Source organism: Sorangium sp. So ce327 (genome assembly GCF_051530205.1).
Taxonomy (GTDB): domain Bacteria; phylum Myxococcota_A; class Polyangia; order Polyangiales; family Polyangiaceae; genus Sorangium; species Sorangium cellulosum_B.
Map to the genome: position 1 here is coordinate 6,416,221 of NZ_CP150330.1, position 23,006 is coordinate 6,439,226.

At 72.2% G+C, this 23,006-nt stretch carries 22 protein-coding genes; 16 read left to right on the forward strand and 6 right to left on the reverse strand.

Annotated features, from left to right (window positions below; all coding sequences use genetic code 11):
• Window positions 1-44 precede the first annotated feature (44 nt).
• The 8 genes from truD to WME95_RS23990 all read left to right on the forward strand — a co-directional run bounded on the left by truD (window position 45) and on the right by WME95_RS23990 (window position 7,730).
• A complete protein-coding gene (gene truD / locus WME95_RS23955; RefSeq protein ID WP_437910744.1) occupies window positions 45-1,307 on the forward strand; it encodes a tRNA pseudouridine(13) synthase TruD in 1,263 nt (420 codons plus the stop codon).
• 58 nt (window positions 1,308-1,365) lie between these two features.
• Complete coding sequence (locus tag WME95_RS23960; RefSeq protein ID WP_012236947.1) at window positions 1,366-2,133, forward strand: MotA/TolQ/ExbB proton channel family protein; 768 nt, start codon at window positions 1,366-1,368, stop codon at window positions 2,131-2,133.
• Window positions 2,133-2,636 carry an ExbD/TolR family protein gene (locus WME95_RS23965; protein ID WP_437555020.1) on the forward strand — a complete coding sequence of 168 codons (504 nt, stop codon included), beginning with the start codon at window positions 2,133-2,135 and terminating at the stop codon, window positions 2,634-2,636. Before WME95_RS23960 ends, WME95_RS23965 begins: the two co-directional genes overlap by 1 nt.
• Before the next feature lie 19 nt (window positions 2,637-2,655).
• On the forward strand, window positions 2,656-3,675 hold the full coding sequence (locus WME95_RS23970; RefSeq protein WP_437910745.1) for an energy transducer TonB: 1,020 nt from the start codon (window positions 2,656-2,658) through the stop codon (window positions 3,673-3,675).
• 68 nt (window positions 3,676-3,743) lie between these two features.
• Window positions 3,744-4,217, forward strand: coding sequence for a cyclic nucleotide-binding domain-containing protein (locus WME95_RS23975; RefSeq protein ID WP_012236950.1), 474 nt, complete (start codon window positions 3,744-3,746; stop codon window positions 4,215-4,217).
• A gap of 116 nt (window positions 4,218-4,333) precedes the next feature.
• A complete protein-coding gene (locus WME95_RS23980) occupies window positions 4,334-5,014 on the forward strand; it encodes a hypothetical protein (RefSeq protein WP_437555022.1) in 681 nt (226 codons plus the stop codon).
• A gap of 257 nt (window positions 5,015-5,271) precedes the next feature.
• Complete coding sequence (gene purF, locus WME95_RS23985) at window positions 5,272-6,711, forward strand: amidophosphoribosyltransferase (protein WP_437910746.1); 1,440 nt, start codon at window positions 5,272-5,274, stop codon at window positions 6,709-6,711.
• 32 nt (window positions 6,712-6,743) lie between these two features.
• On the forward strand, window positions 6,744-7,730 hold the full coding sequence (locus WME95_RS23990) for a hydroxymethylglutaryl-CoA lyase (protein WP_437555024.1): 987 nt from the start codon (window positions 6,744-6,746) through the stop codon (window positions 7,728-7,730).
• 38 nt (window positions 7,731-7,768) lie between these two features.
• Here the strand turns inward: WME95_RS23990 and WME95_RS23995 are convergent, their stop codons facing one another.
• Together WME95_RS23995 and WME95_RS24000 are read right to left on the reverse strand one after the other, a co-directional pair.
• Window positions 7,769-9,436 carry a putative metal-binding motif-containing protein gene (locus tag WME95_RS23995; RefSeq protein ID WP_437910747.1) on the reverse strand — a complete coding sequence of 556 codons (1,668 nt, stop codon included), beginning with the start codon at window positions 9,434-9,436 and terminating at the stop codon, window positions 7,769-7,771.
• Window positions 9,427-9,888 (reverse strand): hypothetical protein, encoded by a 462-nt coding sequence (locus WME95_RS24000; RefSeq protein WP_437555026.1) that lies wholly within the window; start codon window positions 9,886-9,888, stop codon window positions 9,427-9,429. The genes WME95_RS23995 and WME95_RS24000 overlap by 10 nt, the downstream gene beginning before the upstream one ends.
• Before the next feature lie 235 nt (window positions 9,889-10,123).
• Here WME95_RS24000 and WME95_RS24005 point away from each other — a divergent pair, with 235 nt between their 5' ends.
• Window positions 10,124-11,104, forward strand: coding sequence for a lamin tail domain-containing protein (locus WME95_RS24005; protein WP_437910748.1), 981 nt, complete (start codon window positions 10,124-10,126; stop codon window positions 11,102-11,104).
• Window positions 11,105-11,180: 76 nt separating this feature from the next.
• Here WME95_RS24005 and WME95_RS24010 read toward each other — a convergent pair whose 3' ends face one another.
• On the reverse strand, window positions 11,181-11,978 hold the full coding sequence (locus tag WME95_RS24010) for a peptidylprolyl isomerase (protein WP_437910749.1): 798 nt from the start codon (window positions 11,976-11,978) through the stop codon (window positions 11,181-11,183).
• Window positions 11,979-12,044: 66 nt separating this feature from the next.
• On the opposite strand from WME95_RS24010, the gene WME95_RS24015 reads away from it, so the two are divergent.
• Window positions 12,045-12,773, forward strand: a complete 729-nt coding sequence (locus tag WME95_RS24015) for a DUF192 domain-containing protein (RefSeq protein WP_437910750.1) — start codon at window positions 12,045-12,047, stop codon at window positions 12,771-12,773.
• A 39-nt stretch (window positions 12,774-12,812) separates the two neighbouring features.
• On the opposite strand, the gene WME95_RS24020 is transcribed toward WME95_RS24015, so the two are convergent.
• The gene (locus WME95_RS24020) at window positions 12,813-13,664 is read right to left on the reverse strand and encodes an MBL fold metallo-hydrolase (protein WP_437910751.1); all 852 of its coding nucleotides are present in this window, start codon (window positions 13,662-13,664) and stop codon (window positions 12,813-12,815) included.
• A 130-nt stretch (window positions 13,665-13,794) separates the two neighbouring features.
• On the opposite strand from WME95_RS24020, the gene WME95_RS24025 reads away from it, so the two are divergent.
• The 6 genes from WME95_RS24025 to WME95_RS24050 all read left to right on the forward strand — a co-directional run bounded on the left by WME95_RS24025 (window position 13,795) and on the right by WME95_RS24050 (window position 21,179).
• Window positions 13,795-15,183 (forward strand): hypothetical protein, encoded by a 1,389-nt coding sequence (locus WME95_RS24025; protein WP_437910752.1) that lies wholly within the window; start codon window positions 13,795-13,797, stop codon window positions 15,181-15,183.
• Window positions 15,184-15,555: 372 nt separating this feature from the next.
• Window positions 15,556-16,404 (forward strand): formylglycine-generating enzyme family protein, encoded by an 849-nt coding sequence (locus tag WME95_RS24030; RefSeq protein ID WP_437910753.1) that lies wholly within the window; start codon window positions 15,556-15,558, stop codon window positions 16,402-16,404.
• A gap of 197 nt (window positions 16,405-16,601) precedes the next feature.
• A complete protein-coding gene (locus WME95_RS24035) occupies window positions 16,602-17,459 on the forward strand; it encodes a 1-acyl-sn-glycerol-3-phosphate acyltransferase (protein WP_437910754.1) in 858 nt (285 codons plus the stop codon).
• A gap of 224 nt (window positions 17,460-17,683) precedes the next feature.
• Entirely contained in the window at window positions 17,684-19,111 is a 1,428-nt protein-coding gene (locus tag WME95_RS24040) for a serine/threonine-protein kinase (protein WP_437910755.1), read from the forward strand.
• Complete coding sequence (locus WME95_RS24045; protein ID WP_437910756.1) at window positions 19,108-20,139, forward strand: hypothetical protein; 1,032 nt, start codon at window positions 19,108-19,110, stop codon at window positions 20,137-20,139. The genes WME95_RS24040 and WME95_RS24045 overlap by 4 nt, the downstream gene beginning before the upstream one ends.
• Window positions 20,139-21,179 carry a hypothetical protein gene (locus tag WME95_RS24050; RefSeq protein ID WP_437910757.1) on the forward strand — a complete coding sequence of 347 codons (1,041 nt, stop codon included), beginning with the start codon at window positions 20,139-20,141 and terminating at the stop codon, window positions 21,177-21,179. Before WME95_RS24045 ends, WME95_RS24050 begins: the two co-directional genes overlap by 1 nt.
• A 55-nt stretch (window positions 21,180-21,234) precedes the next feature.
• Here WME95_RS24050 and WME95_RS24055 read toward each other — a convergent pair whose 3' ends face one another.
• Together WME95_RS24055 and WME95_RS24060 are read right to left on the reverse strand one after the other, a co-directional pair.
• Entirely contained in the window at window positions 21,235-22,038 is an 804-nt protein-coding gene (locus WME95_RS24055) for a hypothetical protein (protein WP_437911015.1), read from the reverse strand.
• Between the two features lie 18 nt (window positions 22,039-22,056).
• Window positions 22,057-22,752: a DUF2914 domain-containing protein gene (locus WME95_RS24060; protein WP_437910758.1), complete on the reverse strand. Its 696-nt coding sequence runs from the start codon at window positions 22,750-22,752 to the stop codon at window positions 22,057-22,059.
• Window positions 22,753-23,006: the final 254 nt, after the last annotated feature.

The following is a 23,006-nucleotide window of genomic DNA, read 5'->3' on the forward strand; positions in this document are numbered from 1 at the left end:
CTGGCGCTGGACGAGCGGGCGATTTCGGTCACGCTGGCGCTCCCATGACAGCCACCGTCCCGCCCGCCGCCGGCGCCACGGCCGCGGGCTCGCGCGGCGACCTCCCCGCGCCCGCGGGCTCGCCCGGCGATCTTCCCGCGGCCCTGCTCCGGAGCTCCCCTGCCGACTTCATCGTCGAGGAGCTCCCCGCTTACGCGCCGAGCGGCCGCGGCGAGCATGTGTTCGTGACCTTCCGCAAGACGGGGCGCACCACGCTCGACGCGGTCCGGGCCATCGCGCTCGCGCTCGGGGCCGACCCGGGCGGCGCCGGCTTCGCCGGCATGAAGGACCGTCACGCGATCACCACGCAGACCGCATCGTTCCAGCTCCCCCTCGCGCAGGATCCGGCGCCCCTGCTCGAGAAGGCCGAGCTGCCCGGGATCGAGGTCCTCACGGTCGCCCGGCACGACAACAAGCTCAAGCCGGGGCACCTCCTGGGCAACCGGTTCCGGATCGCGCTCCGGGGCATCGCTCCCGCGGCGCTCCCGCTCGCCGAGCGCCGCCTTGCCGAGATCGGCCGCGCCGGCGTGCCGAACGCGTTCGGGCCCCAGCGGTTCGGAAGGAACGGCGACAACCCCGAGCGCGCGCTCGCGTGGATCGCGGGCCGGGAGCGCGGGCCCCGCGACAAGCGCGAGCAGCGGCTGCTCTTCTCGGCGCTCCAGTCGCTCTGGTTCAACGAGGTGCTCGCGCGCCGCGAGGCGGACGGCACCTGGAGCGCCGTGCTCCCCGGCGATCTCGCCAAGAAGCGCGACAGCGGCGGGCTGTTCCTCGTGCCGCTCGAGGGCCCGGAGCTCGCGGACGCCGAGGCGCGCGCCGCCGCGCTCGCGATCTCGGCGACGGGCCCGATGTTCGGCCGGAAGATGCGCTGGCCCGAGGGCGCCCCGGGCGCGCTGGAGCGCGAGGTGCTCACCGCGGCGATCGGCGACCCTCGCAAGCTCGACGCGTTCGCCCACGCCGGAGAAGGCACGCGGCGCCCGCTGCGCCTGGAGGTGGACGGCCTCGAGGTATCCACCTTGGAGGCGGCCGCCCGGGAGGCGGCGGTGAGCGCCGCCACGCCAGGAGCCGCGGACGATCCGGATGTACGGCACGGAATCGTCGTCTCGTTTGTGCTACCGAAGGGCGGCTACGCGACGACCGTCCTTGGGCGAGTCTTCCAGCTCGTCGACGCCTCCGCCCCCCGGCCCTCCATCGGCAGGCCGGGGGCGGGCAGCGCCCCTCCTCCGGAGGGGGACGAAGTCGAGGAAGGGCAGCCCGCCGTCGACCCGTAGAGGCTCTTCGAAGCGCGGCTCCCCCCCACCCCCCATCGGAAAGGCACCAAGGAACAAGATGAACCTCGTCGAGTGGCTGCAGCGCATCATGGTCGGATTCGGGGCCGCCTGGGTCATGTGGTTGATGATCGCCCTCAGCGTCGTCTCGGTCGCCATCATCCTGGAGCGCGCCTGGTTCTTCTGGTCGCTCCGCGACGATCTCACCGTCCTCGCGCGGGACCTCAAGACGTCCCTCGACGACTCGATCGAGGCGGCGCGGCGGCGGATGGACGCCTCTCCCTCGGCCGAGGCGGCGGTCGTCGCGGCCGGCCTCGCGGTGGCGCACCAGGGGCCCGAGGCGGCCGAGGAGGCCATGGCCGGCGCCGCGGCGCTCCAGCGCATGAAGCTCGAGCGGCGCCTCGCCTACCTGGGCACGCTCGGCAACAACGCGCCGTTCATCGGGCTGTTCGGCACCGTCATCGGCGTCGTCGGCGCCTTCGACGCGCTCGGCCAGGCGGCGAAGACGCCGGTGGCGCAGGCCACGTCGCAGGCCATGGCGCCGCAGGCGGTCATGTCGAGCATCGCCGAGGCGCTCGTCGCGACCGCGGTCGGCCTCGCGGTCGCCATCCCGGCGGTCGCCGCGAACAACTTCTTCCAGCGCATGATCAAGTCGACGCTCGCCAACACCGAGGCGCTGACGCGCGTCCTGCTCGCGCACCTCAAGATCGATCCGGCGTTCGCCGGGGCCGCGCCCGCCGCCGCCGTCGAGCAGCCGCGTGGCAAGGCCGCGAGGGCGTCGCGGCAGGACGAGCACAAGAAGGGCGGCGCGGGCGAGGAGGAGCGCTGATGGCCGCCACGAGCCGCAACGACGATGACGAGATGATCAGCGGCATCAACGTCACGCCGCTCGTCGACATCACCCTCGTCCTCCTCATCATCTTCATGGTGACGGCGAAGATCATCGTCTCGCAGTCGCTCCCCCTCGACCTGCCGAAGGCCGCGCAGGGGCAGGAGGTGCAGCTCATCTTCGGGCTCGAGCTGCACGCGAACGGCGACACGCTCGCCGACGGCAAGAAGCTCGCGGGCGAGGACGCCATCCTGCCGATCGCGCGCGAGGCCCAGGCGAAGAACCCGGAGCTCCGCGCCGTGATCCGCGCCGACACGACGGTCCCGCACGGCCGGGTGATCCGCGCGCTCGATCTGCTGAAGCAGGCCGGCGTCTCCAAGATCGCGTTCGGCGTGACGCCGATCGCGCCCGAGGCCGGCGCGGTCCCGGGCGCGGCGCCGGGTTCCCCCGCCGCGCCTCCCCCGGCGGCCCCCGCGCCCGCAACCCCGAGCCCCGCGCCGTGAGCGCGCCGAGCGAGACCTTATGAGCCAGGTCACGAGCGATCGCGCCGCGGGGGCGGTCCACGACGGGCGCCGCCGAGGCAAGCGCAGCGGCGCCGAGCCCGGGGGCGCCCTCGAGCCCTCGGCCCCCCTCGCCTCGCCGGCGCCTGCCCGCGCCGGCGATCGCCGGCGCGGCGCGGATCCGCTCGCCGCGGTGCTCGCCCTCGGCGACCGCGCGTCGCGCGTGGGCGCCGTTCTCGGGGTCACGCTGGCGGTCACGAGCCACGGCGCGGCCTCGGCCCGGGCCATCGTCTCGGGGTCGCTGCGCGACATGCGGCACGTGGTCGAGGAGATGCGCACAGGCATCCACGACTACCTCTGGGCGATCTACGAGGTCGACATCCCGCCGCCGAAGGTCGAGGCGCCCAAGCCCCTGGAGCCCGAGCCGCCGCCGCCGGCGCCCGAGCCCGAGCCCGTCCCCAAGGTCGCGCCGCCTCCGCAGGCGAACACCCCGCCGCCCAAGGACGACCCGTACGATCCACCCCCGGCCGCCGCCGAGGCCTCGAAGGTCCTGACGAAAGAGCCGGATCCGGACGAGGTCCTCGACATGACCGATCAGGGGATCGCGAGCGGCGAGGGGCAGGGCGTCGGCTACGGCCAGGTGGCCGGCGCGGGCACGGCGAAGACCCCCACGTTCAACCCGAACGCGAAGGTCGGAGGCGTCGTCGGCGGCAAGGGCACGGGCGACCCCGTCCCGCCCCCGCCCCCCGCAGGGCCGGACCGCTCCGCGCCGCCCGGGCTGATCGGCAGCAGCAACTGGAACTGTCCTTTCCCTCCGGAGGCCGACGTCGACCAGATCGACCAGGCGAAGGTCGTCCTCATGGTCACGGTGCGCCCCGACGGCAGCCCGCTCTCGGTCAAGGTCGTCAGTGATCCTGGACACGGCTTTGGTCGCTCCGCGCGCATGTGCGCGCTCGGCCGCCGCTACAACCCCGGCAAAGATCGCTCGGGCGCTTCGATCGCCGCCACGACGCCGCCCATCACGGTGACGTTCACGCGCTAGCTCCCCGCCTCGAGCTCCCTTTAAATTCGCTCCGCGCCCTTCGCCTCGGTTATCCTCGTCGGCGGCTTGTGATCGTCCCCGAACGGATCGAGCAGCTCTCGAAGGTCCCTCTCTTCAAGGGCCTCACCCCGGCCGCGCTGGAGCTCATCTCGCGCGTCGCGAGCGAAGAGACGCACGCCCTCGGCACCAAGATCTTTCAGCACGGGGATCCGGGCGACAAGCTCTACATCCTGCTCGAAGGCAAGGTCCGGATCAGCCGAGAGATCGCCGGGATCGGCGAGGAGGCGCTCGCGGTGCTCGGCCCAGGCGCCGTGTTCGGCGAGATGGCGCTGCTCGACGAGGCACCCCGCTCCGCCGACGCGCGCGTCCACGAGCGCTGCCGGTTGCTCACCGTGTCGAAGGACGCGTTCGAGGACCTGCTCTTCCTGCACAAGGAGCTCGCGTACGAGGTCCTCTGGAACGTCGTCCGGATGCTCGTCCAGCGGCTCCGCGAGACGAACAACAAGCTCACGTTCCTCTCCGTCTCAGGCAAATTCGAGTAGAGTGCCGGCCAGATCGCCCGGCGACCGTGGGCGCGCGCCATCGCGGCGCTGCCTGCCGCACGGGGGGCGGCGTTCGGCTCGAACTCAACGTTCCTTGGAGGACTATGGCAGCCAGAATGAAGCACGCAGCGCTCGCCCTCGCGCTCTGGATGGGCGCCTTCGCAGGAGCCTGCGGCTCCAGCACGCCGCCGCCCGAGACGGCGGCCGACAAGAACGACTTCGACGGCGAGTCGAGCCCGGACGAGGGCAAGGCGACCGCCGACGCCGAGGGGGCGAAGCCGGCGAAGCCCGAGAAGGCCGCGGAGGCGCACGAGGAGGAGCACGAGGCTCCCGCCAAGTCGACGCCGCTCCAGGCGACCAAGTTCGAGGCGGATCTGAAGAAGATCGGGATCAACCTCAAGAAGATCCCGGAGCTCGAGAAGCTCCCGGCGGGGCAGAAGAAGAAGGTGATGCCGCTGCTCCAGAAGGCGCTCGGCTACGACACCTGCGAGGGCTGCCACGTCGAGGGCGACTTCAAGAAAGAGACGCGGGACATGAAGATCGCCCGCGAGATGTGGCGCAACTTCGTGGTGCCGCTCCGCAGCGAGAGCGGCGGAACCCTCTTCTGCGACAGCTGCCACGCCGGGAACGAGCACGTCCTGAACCGCAAGGACAAGAAGGCCCTGCAGGCGTTCATGGAGGAGGAGTACCAAAACAAGGTCGCCCGGGCGAACAAGGAGGACATGGAGTGCGGCACGTGTCACGGCGACGCCATGGAGACCAAGATCATCGAGAAACTCTGGAATATCCCGAAATGACGGGAGCCGCCTGGACGACGCGCGAGGCGCTCGTCCAGCAGCGGGACACGACGGAATCCGGCGAAGCCTCCTCGCCATCTTCGTCGGTCATTCGTTAGAGGCCTTACCTTTCAGCAGGAGCGGCTCCGAGGCCTGCCTGCGCTCCGATCTCGCACCAGCGTCCACTTCCAGCCTGCGCCGGCGCTCGGCCGCCTCATCCTCGACGACAGATCGCCATGACGGTGGGTCATGCACCGTTTTCGTACTAGATAGGCGGCATGTGCGGTGTGTTCGGAATCTTTGGCCACCCCGAGGCGGCCAACATGGCCTACCTCGGATTGCACGCGCTCCAGCACCGAGGGCAGGAATCCGCGGGGATCGTCAGCAGCGACGGGGAGCGCCTCTTCGGTCACCGCGCCATGGGGCGGGTGCAGTCCGGCTTCTCTCCGACCGATCTCGCGACGCTGCCCGGCGATCGCGCCATCGGCCACGTCCGCTACTCCACCGCGGGCGGCTCGCACCTGAAGAACGCGCAGCCGCTCGGGGTCGACTACGCGCGCGGCTCGCTGGCGGTCGCGCACAACGGCAACCTCACGAACCATGAGGCCCTGCGCGATCGGCTCGAGGCGCGCGGCTCGATCTACCAGACCGCGAGCGACACCGAGTCGATCGTCCACCTCATCGCGATGAGCAAGAAGGAAGAGCTGCGCGACCGCATCGCGGAGGCGCTCACGCAGGTGGAGGGCGCGTACTCCCTGCTCTTCCTGACCGAGCGCGAGCTCATCGCCGTGCGCGATCCGCGCGCGATCCGGCCGCTCTGCCTGGGCGAGATGGCGAGCGGCAGCGGCGTCACCCACGTGGTCGCGAGCGAGTCGACGGCGTTCGACCTCATCGGCGCGCGCAAGGTGCGCGACATCGCGCCGGGCGAGATGCTGATCATCAGCGCCGACGGCGTGCGCTCCGAGTTCCCCTTCGCGCAGGAGCCGCGCAAGCTCTGCATCTTCGAGCACGTCTACTTCGCCCGGCCCGACTCGACCATCCAGGGCGTGAGCGTCTACGAGGTCCGCAAGGCGTTCGGCCGGCGCCTCGCCGCCGAGCAGCCCGTCGAGCCCGGCGACGATCTGGTCGTGATCCCCGTGCCCGACTCGGGCGTGCCGGCGGCGATCGGCTTCGCCGACCGCGCGCGCGCCCCCTTCGAGATGGGGCTCATCCGCAGCCACTACGTCGGCCGCACGTTCATCGAGCCGCAGCAGTCGATCCGGCACTTCGGCGTCCGGCTCAAGCTCAACCCGAACCGGGCGGTGATCGAGGGCAAGCGGGTCGTCGTCATCGACGACTCGATCGTCCGCGGGACGACGAGCCGGAAGATCGTCAAGATGATCCGCGACGCCGGCGCGCGCGAGGTGCACGTCCGCATCTCGAGCCCGCCCACGCGATGGCCCTGCTACTACGGGATCGACACGCCCACGCGGTCGGAGCTCATCGCCTCGAGCCACTCGGTGGACGAGATCTCCAGCTACCTGACGGCCGACAGCGTCGGGTACCTCTCGCTGGAGGGCCTGGTCGAGAGCGTGCGGTCCCTCGAGGCGCGCGCCGGGGACGCCTCGGGCGCGCGGCCGTCGGCGGAGAGCTACTGCCACGCGTGCTTCTCCGGGACCTACCCGATCGCCTTCACGCCGGCCGCGCCGAACCGGCAGCTACGGATGGTGAGCGGTTGACGCTGCCCCGCTCCGGCGCCGAGGGTCCTCCGATGGCCGAGGGGACCGCCGATCACGAGAGCGCGGATCGCGCCGCCGCCTCGGCGCCGCTCTTCGCCCGCGTCGCCGACGAGGTCTCGATCTACGAGGTGAGCCCGCGGGACGGGCTCCAGAACGAGGCGGCGATGATCCCGATCGAGGGCAAGCGGCGGCTCATCGCGGCGCTCGTCGGCGCCGGTCTCCGCAGGATCGAGATCACGAGCTTCGTCTCGCCGAAGTGGGTGCCGCAGCTCGCCGACGCCGAGGAGCTCGCGCGGACGCTCCCGGCGGAGCGGGGCGTGACCTTCAGCGCCCTGTGCCCGAACGCGCGCGGCCTCGAGCGCGCGCTGGCGGTGGGCCTGCGCGAGATCGCCGTCTTCCTGAGCGCGAGCGAGGCGCACAACCGCGCCAACATCAACAAGTCGATCGACGACACGCTCTCGGTGTTCTCGGAGATCGTCCCTCCGGCGCGCGAGGCGGGCCTCGCCGTGCGCGCCTACGTCTCGACCGTGTGGGGCTGCCCGTACGAGGGCGACGTCGACCCTGCCCGGGTCGTGCGCATCGCGGAGCGGCTCATCGACCTCGGCTGCTACCAGGTCTCCCTCGGCGACACGATCGGCGTGGGCACCCCGCGGCAGACGCACGACATCGTCCGCCGCTTCCTCGACGCGATGCCGCCCGAGCGGTTCGCGCTGCACCTGCACGACACGCGCGGCACGGCGCTCGCGAACATCCTGGTCGGCCTGGAGCTCGGGGTGCGCGACTTCGACGCGTCGGTGGCGGGCGTCGGCGGCTGCCCCTACGCGCCGGGCGCGGCGGGCAACATGGCGACGGAGGACCTCGTGTTCATGCTCCACGGGATGGGCGTCCGGACCGGCGTCGATCTCGACAAGGTGATCGAGGCGGGGAACGTCGCCGAGCAGGTCATCGGCCGCCCGCTCCCGGGCAAGGTCCACCGCGCCGGCCCGTTCCGGCTGCGCCGTCAGCCGACCCGGGACTGAGCGCGGCCCAGCGCCGCGCCCGGACCGCGAGGCCGCCGTCAGTCGCCCGCGATGCACCCGAGGCGCGTGAAGAAGACGTGGTGCTCGCCGCCCTCGCGATCGTCGCGGAAGAGGATGCCCACGTCGCCCTCCGGCCCGAACGTCGCGACCGGGCTGATGCTGTCGCGGGGCGCGAAGGTGAGCCGCTGCTCCGCGCTGATCGGCGCGAGATCCGCGTTGACCGTGACCGCGTAGAGCTCGTAGCCGTCGTTCTGATCGCGGTCGTCCGAGTAGATCGCCAGCAGCCGATCGCCGAGCGGGCGCAGGAACGGGTACCTGGAGCGGAAGGGCCCAGGGTCCGAGATGGGCGTGGGCGGCGTGAGGATCTCGCCGTCCTCCGAGACCGCCGCCGCGTAGATGGCCTTGAGGCTCGCCGACTTGTCGAACCACGCGATGACGTAGCGATCACGGTTCCAGACCACCGTCGGATAGACCGCGTCGGTCTCGCCGGTCGTCAGCGTGACGACCTCCGAGCGCGGATCGAGCTCGGCGGTGAACGTCCGGAACTGGATGAAGTGCGTGGCCGCGTCGCCCGTGGACCACGCGACGCCGATGCCGCCCTGGCCGGCCGCCGCGGAGGGCGCCTCGTTGCCGAAGCCGTTCGACGCCTCCGTGAGCTGGATGTTGTCGCCGATCAGGTTGCCGTCGATGTCGATGCGCTGCGCGAACAGATCGAAGAGGCCGTTGCGCTCGTCCTGCCAGACGGGGATGAACTCCGTGTCGTTCCAGGTGAGCGTCACGTTGACGGAGAAGCCGGGCGCCTTCGAGAGCCGCCGATCGCCGCCCTCCACCTTCTGCCCGTCCTCGTCGAGGAGGGAGAAGTACACCTCGTAGTCGCCGTCGCGCCGGTCCTGCCAGGCGGCGCCGTACCGATCGCCGACCCACACGATCGGCCCGCCGGAGGCGTCGCCGTTCTTCGGCGTGATGATCTCCTCGCCCGGCGCGAGCGGCTGCCCGTCGACGCTGATCATCGAGCGGTACAGGTTGAAGCCCTGCGTGGTCCCGGTGTAGAGCGACGCGTACGACACCCCGCTCCAGGCGAGCCCGCCAGAGCCGGCCGGCGCGATGTCGCCCGAGATGCGGGTCGCGTCGGTGTCGAGCGGCACGAAGCGCGCCCCGTTGTCGACCGTGCCGTCGCAGTCGTTGTCGACGCCGTCGCAGATCTCGATCCCCCCAGGGAAGGCCGCGGCGCTCGCGTCGTCGCAGTCATCGCCGCACGCCAGCGGCTCGCCAGGGATCGTGCCGGGCAGCGCCGCGCGGAAGCCGTCGCCGTCGATGTCGAGCGTCGACGGCCCGTAGACGCACGCTCCCGTCGCGCTCTCGCACGTGTCCTTGGTGCAGGGATCGCTGTCGTCACACTCCACCGGCTCCAGCGCGACGCACTCCCCGCCGCGCCGCGGGGCCGCGCCCTCGGGCGAGGGCGCCGCGCCGCCGTCGGGCTGCCCCGCCTCGAAGAGCTGGCAGAACACAGGCTTGCAGAGATCCTCGATGCCGGGACAGTCGGCGTCCACCTCGCACTCCGGCGCGGGCGGCGGGATGTTCAGCCCCGTCCGCGCCCCGCACCCTCCCGAGAGCGACCCGCCGCCAAGAACCGTCCCGAGGAGGGCCGCCGCCAGCGCCGCCTTCCGGCGCGCGCGCCGACCCAGGGCGTACGTCGTCACAGACATCCGCCCATCCCCGCGACGTCGATCGGCTCGCACACGAACCCCGGATCGCAGTTGTCGTCGCCGCTGAGCGCGCAGAGCTCGACGCACTGGGTGCCCGAGCCGGTCACCACGCAGGCGAACCCGGCGCCGCACTGGCTGCCGCCGCTGCACGGATCGCCCTGTCGGCCTGGACCGGCCGGCGCGCAGTACGCGCCGTAGATCTCCTGCCCGCACGGCTCGTCCGGATACTGCACATAGATGAAGCACCCCTCTCCCGGGGCGCAAAAGTCGCTCGACTGATCGTACGGATCGCACGCGAAATCGGTGATCGGCGGCCCGGTGTCGGGACAGCCGGGGTCTTCGTACTCTTCGAGCGGATCCCTCCCCGGGTCCGAGCCGCCTCCCCCGCCGGTCGGGACGGGCGGAGCGCCGGCTTCGCCGCCGCCTCCGCCGTCTGCGGACGGATCGTCCACGATGACTGTCTGGCCGCAACCGACAGCGAGAGCGAGCCCAGGGAGCGGTACGCAGAGGAGTGTCAGGAGGAGCGAGGAGCACCGTCGCATGTCGCCATGCTATCGATTCCTCGCGCGCCCGCCATGCATTTGGCAGCGATGGCAGTGTCCTGACGCCACGACGAGCGGTGGATCGTTTCCCCCAGGCTGCAATCCCACTTGCCTGTTGGCCGGCGCTCTGATGTATCTCTCAACAATGCACACGCGCAACCTGCTCACCATCGCACTCCTCGCAGCTCCCCCTCTGGCGCTCGCCCCCCTCATGGCGTGCGGCGGCGATGACGAGACGGGAGGAGGTGGAGCGAGCTCCTCCAGCACCACCTCGAGCAGCTCCGGCGAAGGCGGCGGCGGCGGTGAGGCCGGCGGCGGCGGTGAAGGTGGCGCTGGCGGCGCGGGCGGCGCTGGCGGTGGAGACGGCGGCGGCGGCGGCGTGGTCCCCGGTGAGCCCGCCGGCCACCTGCTGATCTCGGAGGTGGCCGTCAAACCTGGAGCGGGCGAGTTCATCGAGATCTGGAACCCGACCGAGGCCGAGATCGACCTCACCAACTACTACCTTTCGGACAACAGCGTTTATTATGCCATCACCACGGGTACCGCCTTCGCGCCGACAGGCAGCGCAGGGACGGACTTCCTCGTCCAGTTCCCCCCCGGGACCATGATCGCGGCGGGCGCGCGCCTCGTGCTGGCGAGCGATGACGGCTTCGAGCTCCAGTACCAGCGGTGCGCCGACTTCGCCCTGGACGAGACGCCCATCCCCTGCGAGGGGGCGGACGTGCCGCCCATGATCGCGCCCACGAACGGCGCCCTCGGGGCGCAATCCGGCGCGCTGCTCACCGACGGCGCGGAGATGGTGATCCTCTTCGAGTGGGACGGCACGGAGCGCAGCCCGCTCAAGGACGTCGATTACGTCATCTGGGGCGAGGAGCTGGGGAACTCGGCGATGGTGTACAAGACAGGCAAGACCGGTTATGCCGATGACACCGCGCGCGGCAGCCAGCGGCCAGCGGCGGCCGCCGCCAGCGGGTCGAGCATGGTCCGCTGTAGCGATCTCGAGGTCGGCGAGCTCTTGACCGAAGGCAACGGCATCAGCGGGCACGACGAGACGAGCGAGTGGCTCGACATCAGCTTCACCGTGGCGTCCACGCCGACGCCCGGCGAAGAGAACGACTGCCCGTGAGCGCGCCCGCTGCGAGCTCGGCTCCTCGCCGCGGGGCGGCGGGAGCCCGGGCTCGGCGCGGGGCGCCTCGGACCGATCACTGCCGGGTGATCGTCACCTTCTTGATGACCGGCGGGGTGACCGGGCGCTCGCCCTTCACCTCGACGCCGGCCAGCTTGTGGACGAGCTCCTCGGGCCCGCACTCACCGAAGATGGTGTAGCCGTTGTCGAGGTGGAACGCCGCCGCGTCGGTGATGAAGAACTGCGCGGAGTTCGTGTTCTTGCCGCGGTTCGCCATGCACAGGAGCCCTGCGCGATCGTGGCTGCCGTCCTCCCAGACCTCGTCGGGGATGACGTAACCGGCCTCGCCGGTGCCGTTCTTCTTCGCGTCCCCGCCCTGGATCATGAATCCCTTGATGATGCGGTGGAAGATGGTCCCGTCGTAAGCGGGCTTCTTCTCCCATGTCCCCTCCGGCGTCTTCCAGGGCCTGATCCCTCGCGCCAGGCCGACGAAATTGGCGACGGTGATGGGCGCCTTGTCGTCCAGCAGCTTGCAGGACAGCGTGCCGAGATCGGTCTCGATCGACGCCGTCAACGTCTTGCCCGGCGGGAGCCCCTTGGTGGCGTCGTCGAGCGTCCACTTGCCCTTGACCGGGTCGTCCTCGCTGGGCTTGACCTCGGCGACCGGCTTCGCTGCGACCTTGCGCTTCTGCGGCTGAGGGCGCTCCTTCTCTGCCGTCTCCGCCTTGCCTCCGGCCAGCCCCGTCGACGCGGGCGTGGTCTTCGGCTTCGGCGCTTCTTCGGCCGTGGGCTCCGGGGTCTTCGAACATCCCGCGAGGGCCGAGAGCGTGGCGAGGGTGGCGAGGGACTGAATGGCGAGGGTTCGAGCGTTCATCGTGCGACGATTTCCCGCGTCGCGGTCCAGCGGTCAAGGACGAGCGTCGCCGTGGTAGGAAGCGGCATGAGCTCGCGCTGCGCCCTCGCGACCCGTCCGTTCACGTCCGCCACGTCCGCCACGTCCGCCTCGCTGGCCATTCCCGCCGCGCTCGCCTCGCTCGTTCCCGCCCTGGGCGCGCTGCTGCTCGCGATCGCCCTTGGCGCGTGCGAGCGCCGCGTCGACGAGCCGCTCCCGCTCACGCCCAGCAGCAACTTGGGCGACGTTGCGCCGCCCGCCTCGACCGGGACGCCGCCCGCCTCGACCGTGGAGCGGGACGCCGGCCGCTGCATCCAGCCGACGCCGTCGACGCCCGAGCGGCCGTCTCCGAAGCTCACCGGCCCGGATCCGGCGTGCCCCGAGGACCCGACCGGCCCGTTCCAGCTCGCGACCGGCAAGGTGACCTTCCTCGAGGCCAAGGCCCCCGATGTCACCGTCGAGATCGCCAGGCGAGAGCAAGAGCGCGCCCGCGGCCTCATGTACAGGACGAGCATGGCGGAGAACCGCGGGATGATCTTCGTCTTCCAGCAGCGGAACAATCACTCGTTCTGGATGCACAACACGTGCATCCCGCTCGACATGCTGTTCATCGACAGCGACGGTACGATCGTCGGTATCGAGGAGAACACCCCGACGCTCACCGACTCGACCTTCGACGTCGGATGTCCGTCGACGTACGTCCTCGAGCTGAACGCCGGCTGGGCGCGGCGCCACGGCGTCGTCGCGGGCCAGAAGGTGCGGCTCGAGGGGATCTGACGCGCGCCCGAGCGGCGGCTCCTCGGCCGGAGCGTCGTTTCATATCCCCGTGAACAGACCGAGCTGGCGCGGGGGAGCCGGCGGCCCGAGCGACGAGCGCGCCGCGCCGGGCGGAGGGGCCGGCGGCGCCGCCGCGTCGAGGACCAGCGGCCCCCGAGGCGGCGCGGCGACGAGGCGCGTGCGCCGGCCGACGAGCGCGTCACGGGCGGCGTCGAGCGCGAGCTCCGGGCGGTTGTTGACCTCGGAGAGGTGCATCAGCGCGACCGTGTGCGTGCCGCCGGGCAGCGCCGCGAGCAGCTCGCACGCCTGCGCGTTCGACAGGTGGCCCCGCGCCGAGCGGATCCTGCGCTTGAGGTGCTGCGGGTACGGGCCGGCCTCGAGCAACCCCGCGTCGTAGTTCGACTCGAGCATCACCACATCGCAGCCGGCGACGTGCTCCAGGAGCCCCGGAGGGACCTCGCCGAGATCCGTCACGAGCGCGGCCCGCCGCGCGCCGTCGTCGACGACGAGCGCGACCTGCGCCGCGTCGTGCGGCAGCGGCCTCGGCGAGAACGTGAGCGCGCCCACCGCGAACGGCTCGCGCGACGAGAAGCCCCGGACGCGCTCTGGATCGCCGAGCTCCGCCGCGCGCACGGTCGCCTCCGAGGCGTAGATCGGGATCTTGTGCTTCTTGTTGTACCTGGCGGCCACGCCGACGTGGTCGGCGTGCGCGTGCGTGATGACGATCGCGTCGGGCAGGAGCCTGCCGTCCGCGCCGCCCGCGGCCGCCGCCGAGAGGCACTGCTCGAGCACCCGCGGCCCGACGCCCGCGTCCACGAGGACCCGCGTGCCGCGGGAAGCGAACAGCGTGGCGTTGCCTCCGCTCCCGCTCGCGATGATGGTGATCTTCATACCGGGCTCCGGGACCGGACTACAGGCGGCTCTGTGACCCGTAGCGCAGGCGAGGGCTCGGCTGCAAGCGCGCCGAGCCGCGCGAAGCGCTCGCGACGGCGCTCGAACGACGCTACAGGGATCTCACTTCGTGGCGCCCTCCCCTCGCCCCGCTTCCGCCTCTTCCCCCGACACCGACGCCGAGGTGCCGCTCGCCGCGCCGCGCGCCCCTGGCGAGAGCGGCGGAGCGCCGCGAGGCGCGCGCGGCAAGCGGCGCCGCCGCGCCCTGATCGCGGCGCTCGTGGTCGTCACCGTCGTCGCGGCCGCCATAGCCGCGCTCGTCGTGCTCGGTCCTCCCGCGCTCCGCCGGCGCATCATCGCCGAGGCCCGCGCGCGCGGCGTCGCGCTCGATCCCGGGAAGATCGACGTCGATCTCCGCTCGATCCGCCTGCGCGACGGCCGCTTCTCCCTCCTCGGGGTGCGCGGGATCTCGGGCACGGTGGCGCGCGCCACCATCGAGCTGCGCGGCCTCTCGCCGGCGCGGATCGCGACGGAAGGCGTCGAGCTCACCCTCGTGGGGACCGACGCCCTGGAGGATCTGCCGGCGTGGGTCGCGCAGTACGGCCCGCGCGCGGCGGCGCTGCCGCTCACCACGGGCCGCGTCCGCCTGGGTCTCCGGGATCACGAAGGCGGACCGGAGGTGCTCGCGCTGGCCGACGGCGCCCTCGAGCGGCGCGCGGCCGCTCCGGTCGAGGGCGCCGCCGCGCCGCCCGGCGCGCCGCGGCCGGAGCTCGGCGTCCTGAAGCAGGCTCGCGTGCTCGTCGCCGGCAAGGAGATCGCGCGGACCGACATCGCCTGGTCCATCGGCGCAGCGTCGATCTCCCTGGGCCTCGGCGGCGAGGACCTCGTCTCCGCGCCGCTCAGGGCCGAGCTCCGGCCGCGCCCCTCGCCGAGCGCCTCGATCGAGCTCGCGCCGACGCCGCTCTCCGCCGTGGGCGCGCTCCTCGGCGTCGACGTCGGCGCCTCGACGATGGTCGTCGCCGGAACGCTCGAGCTGCGGCTCGCGGATGGGGCGGACCGGACCGCCCTGTCCAAGGCGCCGCTCGAAGGGCCGATCGCGCTCACGGTGAAGGGCTTCACCCTGCCCCACCCCAGGGAGCTCGACGGGCTCCTCTTCGGCAACACCACGACCGTCAAGGCGGACGCGCGCCTCTCCGCGGACCGCCAGCGCGTCGCGCTGAGCGGCGTGGAGGTCGCCGCCGGCGCGCTGAAGCTCAAAGGGACGGGCACCGTCGAGCGCAACGGCGCGGACGCCGCGATCGCGATGGATCTGTCTGGATCCATCCCATGCTCGCTCCTTGCTGGCTCTGCCGCGATGTCGCACCTGACCGGCGCCGTAGGGCTGCTCGCGCGTGACCTGGTGAGCCGCACGCTCGCGGGCTCGGTGGCGGTCCAGGTCCGCGTCGACGCGCGCGCGAGCCGGCTGACCGCCGCGCGTGTCACGCCGAGCGCGATCCTCCGCTGTAAGCTCCGCTTCTAGCGGATCGCTCGGCCGCGCCGGGTCACGCAACCCGGAACCGAGAACCCGAATCCCGGGAGGAGAGATCGGTACGGCACCAACGAAGCGAATACTACGTGGAAGTTTCTCTTCCTGGCATTCAAGGTACCCCGGTCGCGGTTCAACGGTTGAACTGCTTTTTCTCGGCGCTGTCGCGTCCGAGCGCCGCTGTCGCGCGCTGCCGCCCTTTGCGGGTGGACTCCGTCCGAGCGCCACGAGGATCGATGAGAGAGGAAGGCGGAGGACGAAGGTCGATGTCGAGGACGCTCTGACGCGATGAACCACGGCGCGAAGCGCGGCGCGCCCTCGACGCGCGACGGTCGCTCTGACACGTTGTTCGATGAGGAGCCCGCAATGCGCTCTGGAGCTCTCCCCCTCGCCGCTCGGCTCACCTCGCTGCTCGGGCTCGTGGCGATCTTCAGCGCTGCCTGCGACGGCGGTCTCGGCACCGGCATGGACGACACCCCGGGCGGCGGGGGCGCGGCATCGTCCTCGTCGGCCTCGTCGGCCTCCGTGACATCGGGCGGAGGCAGCGGCGCGGGAGACGGCGGGGGGCCTGGAGAAGGCGGTGTCGGGGGAGGCAACGGCGGTACCGACGAGCAGGACTTCCCCCTCGACACGACGCCCCCGGCGCCCTGCCCGCCCGACATGGTGGAGGTCCAGGGATACTGCATCGATCGCTTCGAGGCGCCGAACGTGGAAGGCGCCCTGCCGCTCGTCATGGAGAGCGCCGTCTCGGCGCGCGCCTGGTGCGAGGAGCGCGGAAAGCGCCTCTGCACCGAGGACGAGTGGGACGCGGCGTGCCAGGGCCCCGAGGCGTCCGTCTATCCGTACGGGAACACCCACGAAGCGGAGCGCTGCAACGACAACAAGACGTGGAGAGCGCCCGACGAGGGCGCGCTCGGCTCCTGGCCTTCCGACGAGGCGCTGGCCGAGGTCCAGGCGCTGTACCAGGCCGAGCCGAGCGGCGCGCGGCCCGGGTGCGCGAGCGCGTTCGGCGTCCACGACATGACGGGGAACGTCGAGGAGTGGGTGGTGCGCACCCGATACCACGTCAACGAGTATCCTCACGTCCTCAAGGGCTGTTACTGGTCCGGCTGCTTCGGCGGCGCGAAGCCGCGGTGCGGCTCCACGAACCCGGCGCACGGGGACGGGTTCCGCTACTACGAGACCGGCTTCCGGTGCTGCCGCGACGTCGAGTGAACGAGCCGGCGGCGACGCTCCGGCGTCCACCGGAGCCGCTCGAGGGCGCGGCGCGCAGCGGATGACGGACGCGATCCCGCGCCGAGGCCGCGCGACAGGCGTCCTGAACGAACCGCTTCCCCTCGGTTCGGCCGCACGCTAGGGCACCGTGAACGGTGCTGACCTTACCGAGAGAGCCTCGCCCCACCCTTGACCTCGTGAAGGACGCGATCGCGGCGTTCGCGCTCAAGGGCCGCGGGCGCGCCCGCCCGGACGATCTCGACGCGCGCGACCCGGCGTTCATCGCCCGGGTGCTCCCGCTGCTCGGCCTCCTCTACGACGACTACTTCCGCTGCGAGACAGAGCTCGAAGAGCAGCTGCCCGACGGCCCCTTCCTCGCCGTGAGCAACCACAACGCGATGACGGGAATGCCCGATATGTACTGCCACATGACGGCGTTCTGGCGCCTTTATGGGCCATCGCGGCTGTCCTACGGGCTGATGCACGATCTCCCGTTCAACGTCCCGAAGGCCGGCGCCTGGCTCAACGCCTGCGGCGCCATCGCCGCGAGCCCGGAGAACGGGCGGCGAGCGCTCGCCCGCGGCGCGGCGGTCCTGGTCTTCCCCGGCGGCGATCTCGACGCGTGCAAGCCCACCTCGGCGCAGTACACGATCCGCTTCGGCCGGCGCCGCGGCTTCGTCCGGCTCGCCATCCGCGAGGGCGTGCCGATCGTGCCGATCGTGAGCGTGGGCGCGCACCAATCCCTCTACATCGCCACGGACGGGAGCAGGCTGGCCAGGTGGCTCCGCCTCCCCGAGCTCGCGCGCTCGAACGTCGCGCCGCTCGGCTTCGCCTTGCCGTGGGGGCTCATCGTCGGCATCCCGATCCCCCATGTGCCCCTGCCGGTGAAGATCCACACGAGGGTGCTCCGCCCGCTGCACCTCGGGCTCCCGAGAGAGGCCGCGAGCGACCCGGACGAGGTCGAGCGCGCATTCGCGCGGATCGTCGCGCGCATGGAGGCCGGGCTGGACGAGCTCCGCGCGGCGGGCAGGCACGGTCTCTTCCCCCGGGGTTGATGGGCCGCGTGGTTGATGGATCGCGCGGTTGATGGGCCGCGCGGTTGACGAGAGAACCGCAGGAGAATGGCGGCGCGGTGGCGTGCGGTGACGTCCGGCGCGCGCCCATGGCCCGAGCGGGCGGCGCGCGGCGCTCCAAAACCAGCGGGCGCGCGACAAAGGGCGCTGGGCCTCGCGCGGCGCTCGGAAAACCGAGTCCGTTCATGTAGGCTTGAACGCCAGCCGTGACCCCCGACCGCACCGCGCAGCTCCTCGCACCGCTGGCCCAGCCGGGAGAGCTCATCGCAGCCAAGTACCGCGTCGAGCGGGTCGTGGCCATCGGCGGAATGGGCGTCGTGCTGGCGGCGCGCAACGAGGATCTCGACCAGAAGGTCGCCATCAAGATCCTGCGCCAGGACGCCCTCGCGAACCAGGAGGCCGTCACCCGCTTCCTGCGGGAGGCGCGGACGGCGGCGCGCCTGTCGGGCGAGCACGTCGCGCGCGTGTTCGACGTCGGCACCACCGAGTCCGGCGTGCCCTTCATGGTGATGGAGTTCTTGACCGGGCTCGATCTCCAGCAGGTCATCGATACCCACGGTCCGCTGTCCATCCAGGACGCTGTCGACTACGTACTGCAGGCGCTCGAGGCCGTGGCCGAGGCGCACGCGGCCGGCGTCGTCCACCGGGACATCAAGCCTTCGAATCTGTTCCTCGCCGAGCACGCGGACGGCACACGGCACATCAAGGTCCTCGATTTCGGCATCTCGAAGGGGCAAGGCCTCGACTCGCCCGCGGAGCCGGGGCTCACGTCGACGAAGCAGGTGATGGGCTCGCCCGGGTACATGTCGCCCGAGCAGATGATGGCGCCGAGGACCGTCGACGGGCGCGCCGACGTCTGGTCCTTCGGTGTGCTGCTCTACACGCTGGTGACGGGCGAGCCGCCCTTCCAGGGCGAGACGGTCGCCGCGGTGATGGCGAACATCCTGCACCAGCCGGTGCCGCGGCTCCGCGACAAGCGCAGCGACGCGCCGGCCACGCTGGAGCGGATCGTCTCGCGCTGCCTGGAGCGCGACGTGAGCGAGCGGTACGCCAACGTCGGCAAGCTCGCGCAGGCCCTGGAGCCGCTCGGGTCGAGCTTCGCGAAGCTCTCGACCTCGCGCATCCAGAGCGCGATCGGCGCGGCGTCGCCGGCCGGACAGACGCTCCTCAACTCGAGGGCGGCCGAGGACAGCGACAGGCTGTCCGGCGCGTCATGGTCGCACACGAGCAACCGGCGCCGCTCGCGGCGCAGGCTGCTCGTCGCCGCCGGCGTGGCCGCGTTGCTGACCGGCGCGGCCGGGGCGGGCGTGTGGCTGGTCGCGAGCGTGCGCGTGGCGTCGCAGGCGCCGGGCGCCGCCGTGTCCCACCAGCCCGAGCGCGCCGCGGTCGACGCGCCCGGGCCCGAGTCCCCCGCTGCAGCGCCGGGCGCTCCGGCCGCGACCGCCAGCGCCACGACCGAGGCGTCGAGCCCGGCGGCGCCGCCGGTCCCTGCGCCGAGCGCGGCTCCCACGGGCAGCGCCGCGGCCGACGCGCGCCCGAAGGCGGCCGCCTCCGGAGCACCGCTCAAGCCGGGCCACCCGCCGAGACCGCCGAGGTCGACCAGCGAAGACGAGATGCTGAGGAGCCGCCATTGAGATCGTTACGAGCGCGACACGCGGGCGCATGGCTCGCGCTGCTCTGTGGGACCAGCCTGACCTCACCGCTCCTGGCGCAGCCGGCCGCGGCGGACAAGGCGCTCGCCGAGGGGCTGTTCCAGGACGGCAAGAAGCTCATGGACGAGGGCAAGCTCCAGGAGGCCTGCCCGAAGCTCGCAGAGAGCCAGCGCGTGGACCCCACGGTCGGGACGCTGCTGAACCTGGCGGTCTGCCACGAGAAGGAGGGCAAGACGGCCAGCGCATGGGCCGAGTTCACGGAGGCGTCCTCGCTCGCGGCGAGCGCCGGGCAGCAGGATCGCGCCCAGTTCGCGGCCAAGCGCGCGTCCGAGCTGGAGGCCAAGCTGACGCGTCTCGTCCTGGACGCGGCGCAGGCGACGCAGGCGGCTCCTGCGATGACGATCACGCTGAACGGCAAGGAGCTGAGCGCCGCCGCGGCCACGGGCTCGGGCATCCCCGTGGATCCGGGCACGGCGACGATCGAGGCCAAGGCGCCGGGCAAGCAGCCCTGGTCGCACCGGGTGACGCTCGACCCCGGGCCCAGCACGACGCGGGTGACCATCCCGCCGCTCGCGGACGTCGCCGTTCAGGAGGCGAAGGCGGCTCCCCCTGCCCCGCCGCCTGCCCGCCCGGAGGCCGCGAAGCCCGAGGCGACCGGCAACCCGATGCGCGCGCTCGGCTTCGTCGCCGGCGGCGTCGGGATCGCCGGGATCGGCGTGGGGGCGGTGTTCGGGGTGCTGACGATAAAGAAAGCGGGGGATGTCGAGGAGGGGTGCAGCGGCAGCTTCCGCTGCAGCCGCGCGGACGTCGAGGCGAACGAGAGCGCCCGGACGACCGCGATGGTCTCCAACATCGCGCTCGGCGCCGGGCTGGTGTGCCTCGGGGCCGGCGTCGCGATGGTGCTGATGTCGCCTCGTTCGCCGGAGCAGGCTGCCACGGGCGAGCGCGTGTGGGTCGCGCCCAGCGTCGCCTCGGACGGGGGGCGCGTGGTGCTCGGAGGCCATTGGTGATGCGAAGCTCGAAGCGCTCTGCCGTAACGCTGGCCCTCGCCGCGCTCGCGCCTGGCCTCAACGGCTGCGCGGAGATCGCGGGGCTCGAGGATCGCCAGGTGATCCAGCTGATGACGATCGCCGAAAACCAGGCGGCCCCTCGCGCCATCGCGCTCGACGAGGAGGCGATCTACTGGATCAACACGGGGAATGACGGGAGTCAGGGGAGCTTCAAGGGCGGCGCGCTCCGGAGGCAGATCAAGGATGACTGGGCGGTCATCGATCTGCTCGGGCCTTCCGACGAGGTGCCGGACGCGCTCGCGCTGGACGCGACTCACGTCTACTGGTCGAGCACCGACGCCGCCTTCATCAAAGACGACTGCGACCCCGACGCGGGGGATACCCGAGACAAGCTGTTGAAGCTACCGAAAGCGGCGCCGATTCCCGCCGCTGGCGGGGAGATGCTGTGGGGCAGCTGCGGCGCCGCAACCGCGATCGCGCTGAGCGCCGACAACGTCTACAGCGCCCGGCCGAACGCCAACCGCATCACCTCGGTGTCCAAGCAAGGCGGCAGTCGAACGAATCTGACGGAGGGCGGCAAGCCGCGCTACGTCGTGCTCGACGGCTCCGTCGTCTACTGGACCGATCCCGAGAACAAGACGCTCTCGGTCATCGATATCAGCGGTGATGCCCCCCAAAAGGACCTCTTCACGGAGCTCGAACCGCCGGGGCTGCTCGCGCTGGATGAGGCCAACCTCTACTGGCTCCACGGGAACAACGTCATGCGGTTGCCGCGGAGCGGAGCGGACGGAGACGCCGCAGTGCTCCTCCTCGACAAAGAGCTGCCGAGCGCTCCCGCCGGGATCGCGACGTACGGGGACTACCTTTACATCACCGTCCAGGAGGCAAAGAGCGTCTACCGGCTCCGCAAGGACGGCGCCGGCGGTCCGCAGCAGATCGCGGCGAATCAAGAGGGCCCGACGGGCATCGCCGCGGACGGGACGGGCGTCTACTGGACGAACTCCGGTTCGGGACAGATCGTCCGCTTCAACGACGAGTGACGCGCAGCCGCCGGCCTGGCGGCCGCCTCGCGCGGACCGCCGGGCCCTCCTGGGCTCAATCGATCTGCAGGTGATAGTGGGGCGGCCGCGACTCCTCGAGCGCGAACACGCCCCCGACCTCGTCGACGCCCTCGAGGAAGGCGCGCTTCTCGGCGGGTGTCATGTCCCGGTTCCGGATGTCGACGGCGCCCTCCCGGAGGTGCGCCGAGATGAACACGCCGCGATCGATCTGGGCGCGGATCACCCGCTCGAGGGCGGCGATCATGGCCTCCGGCGGGTGCTCGGCCGAGCGCCCCTCCTCGTAGGCGCTCTTGATCTCGCGCGCCGCCGTCTTGTCCTTGTAGAGGCCGAGGACATCGGCGCCGTGCCGGAAGAGCTCGTGCATCGCCTCGGCCTGTCGCGCGGGATCCCGCGTACCGCTCGTGACCACGAGCTCCTTTCCGGTTCGCCGGAAGTAGGCGGACGCGATCTCCGCGACCTTCTGCTCCACGGCGGGCGCGAGCTCGACGCCAGGCAGGACCACGTAGCGGCGCTCCTCGTCGGCCTCCGCCGGCGTCGCGCCGGGCGCCGGAGCGCGCGCGGGCGGCTCGGCGTCGGGCGGCTCGGCGTCGGGGGGCTCGACCTCGTCGCTCTCCTGGATGTGCAGCGAGAGCACCCGGGCCGCGGGACCGTCGGGGACCCAGAAGCCGAACCACCCTACCTGCGCGCCGAGGGCGGGGGCGGTCGCAGGCGGGCGAGGCGTCCCGACAGGCTCGGGCGCCGGCGCGGCCCGGGAGACGCAGCCTCCCGCAACGAGCGCGAGGGCCATGAGGGCGGCGCGGCGAGCGCCCAGGAGAGCGGAGGAGCGCGAGCACAACATGCGAGCCACGAGCGCCTCCTACTTCGTGATCGTGAACGAGGCGCGCGCGAGCTCCTTGCCCGCCGCGTCGCTGACCGTCACCGACCAGAGCCCTGCCGCGCGCGCCTTCCGCGTGGCAGCCCACGTACGGAAGCGCCGCTGCGCGCCGACCGCGAGGGGGATGCGCAGCGGCGGGCCGCCATCGGGGGGCGTGAAGGCGACGCTGATCTCCGAGGTGGCCTGGTCCTTGTTCGAGAGCTCGACGAAGGCGTAGAGGCGGTCGATCTCCGCGCTCGCGAACGAGGTCGCCGGCTCGATCGGCTCGCGGCCGGCGATGCCCTTCGAGACGACGAGCCGTATCACCTGGAGCTCGGGCGCCCGAGCGGCGCCCTCTCCCACGCCGCCCTGCGCCGCGCCCGCGGCGGTGCGCGCCTCCTGAGCCGACCCCGACCTGCGGCGACGCTCCCGACCCGGGCCGCGGGCGGGCGACGCGTCCGCCGCGTCGAGGCGGTCTGCGTCGCTGCGGCCCTCGTCCGCGGCAGCGCCGCCCGCGGCGGCCCGGACCGGCGCCGCCGCCGCGCTCGCCTGCCCCTCGGACCCGCCGCCTGGCCTCCCCTCCGCCGCGCGGCTCAGCGCGGGGAGCTCCTCCCGGGAGATCCGCGCGATCGCCTCGCTCGGATCGCTGCAACCGAGCCCCGCCCCGCCGAGAACGGCGGCGGCGAGCGCCAGGACCATGGTTTTCCGTGTCGTTCCCCGGGTGTCCACACCGACGAGGTGCCACGATTCAGCGGAGGGGGCGAAAAAACGGCAACCCGACGGCCAGCGACCCAGCGGCTCGCGCCCGGCTCACGAGGGCTCGTCGCCGCGCGCTGGACGTGGGGTCCGGGGCACAGCCATCCCGAGGTCCCGAGATCTCATCAGGGATCCCTGAGGTGCGGCAGCACCGCGTCGCGATGTGCCGGCGCTCCGGCAGGAGCGCACGTCCGCAA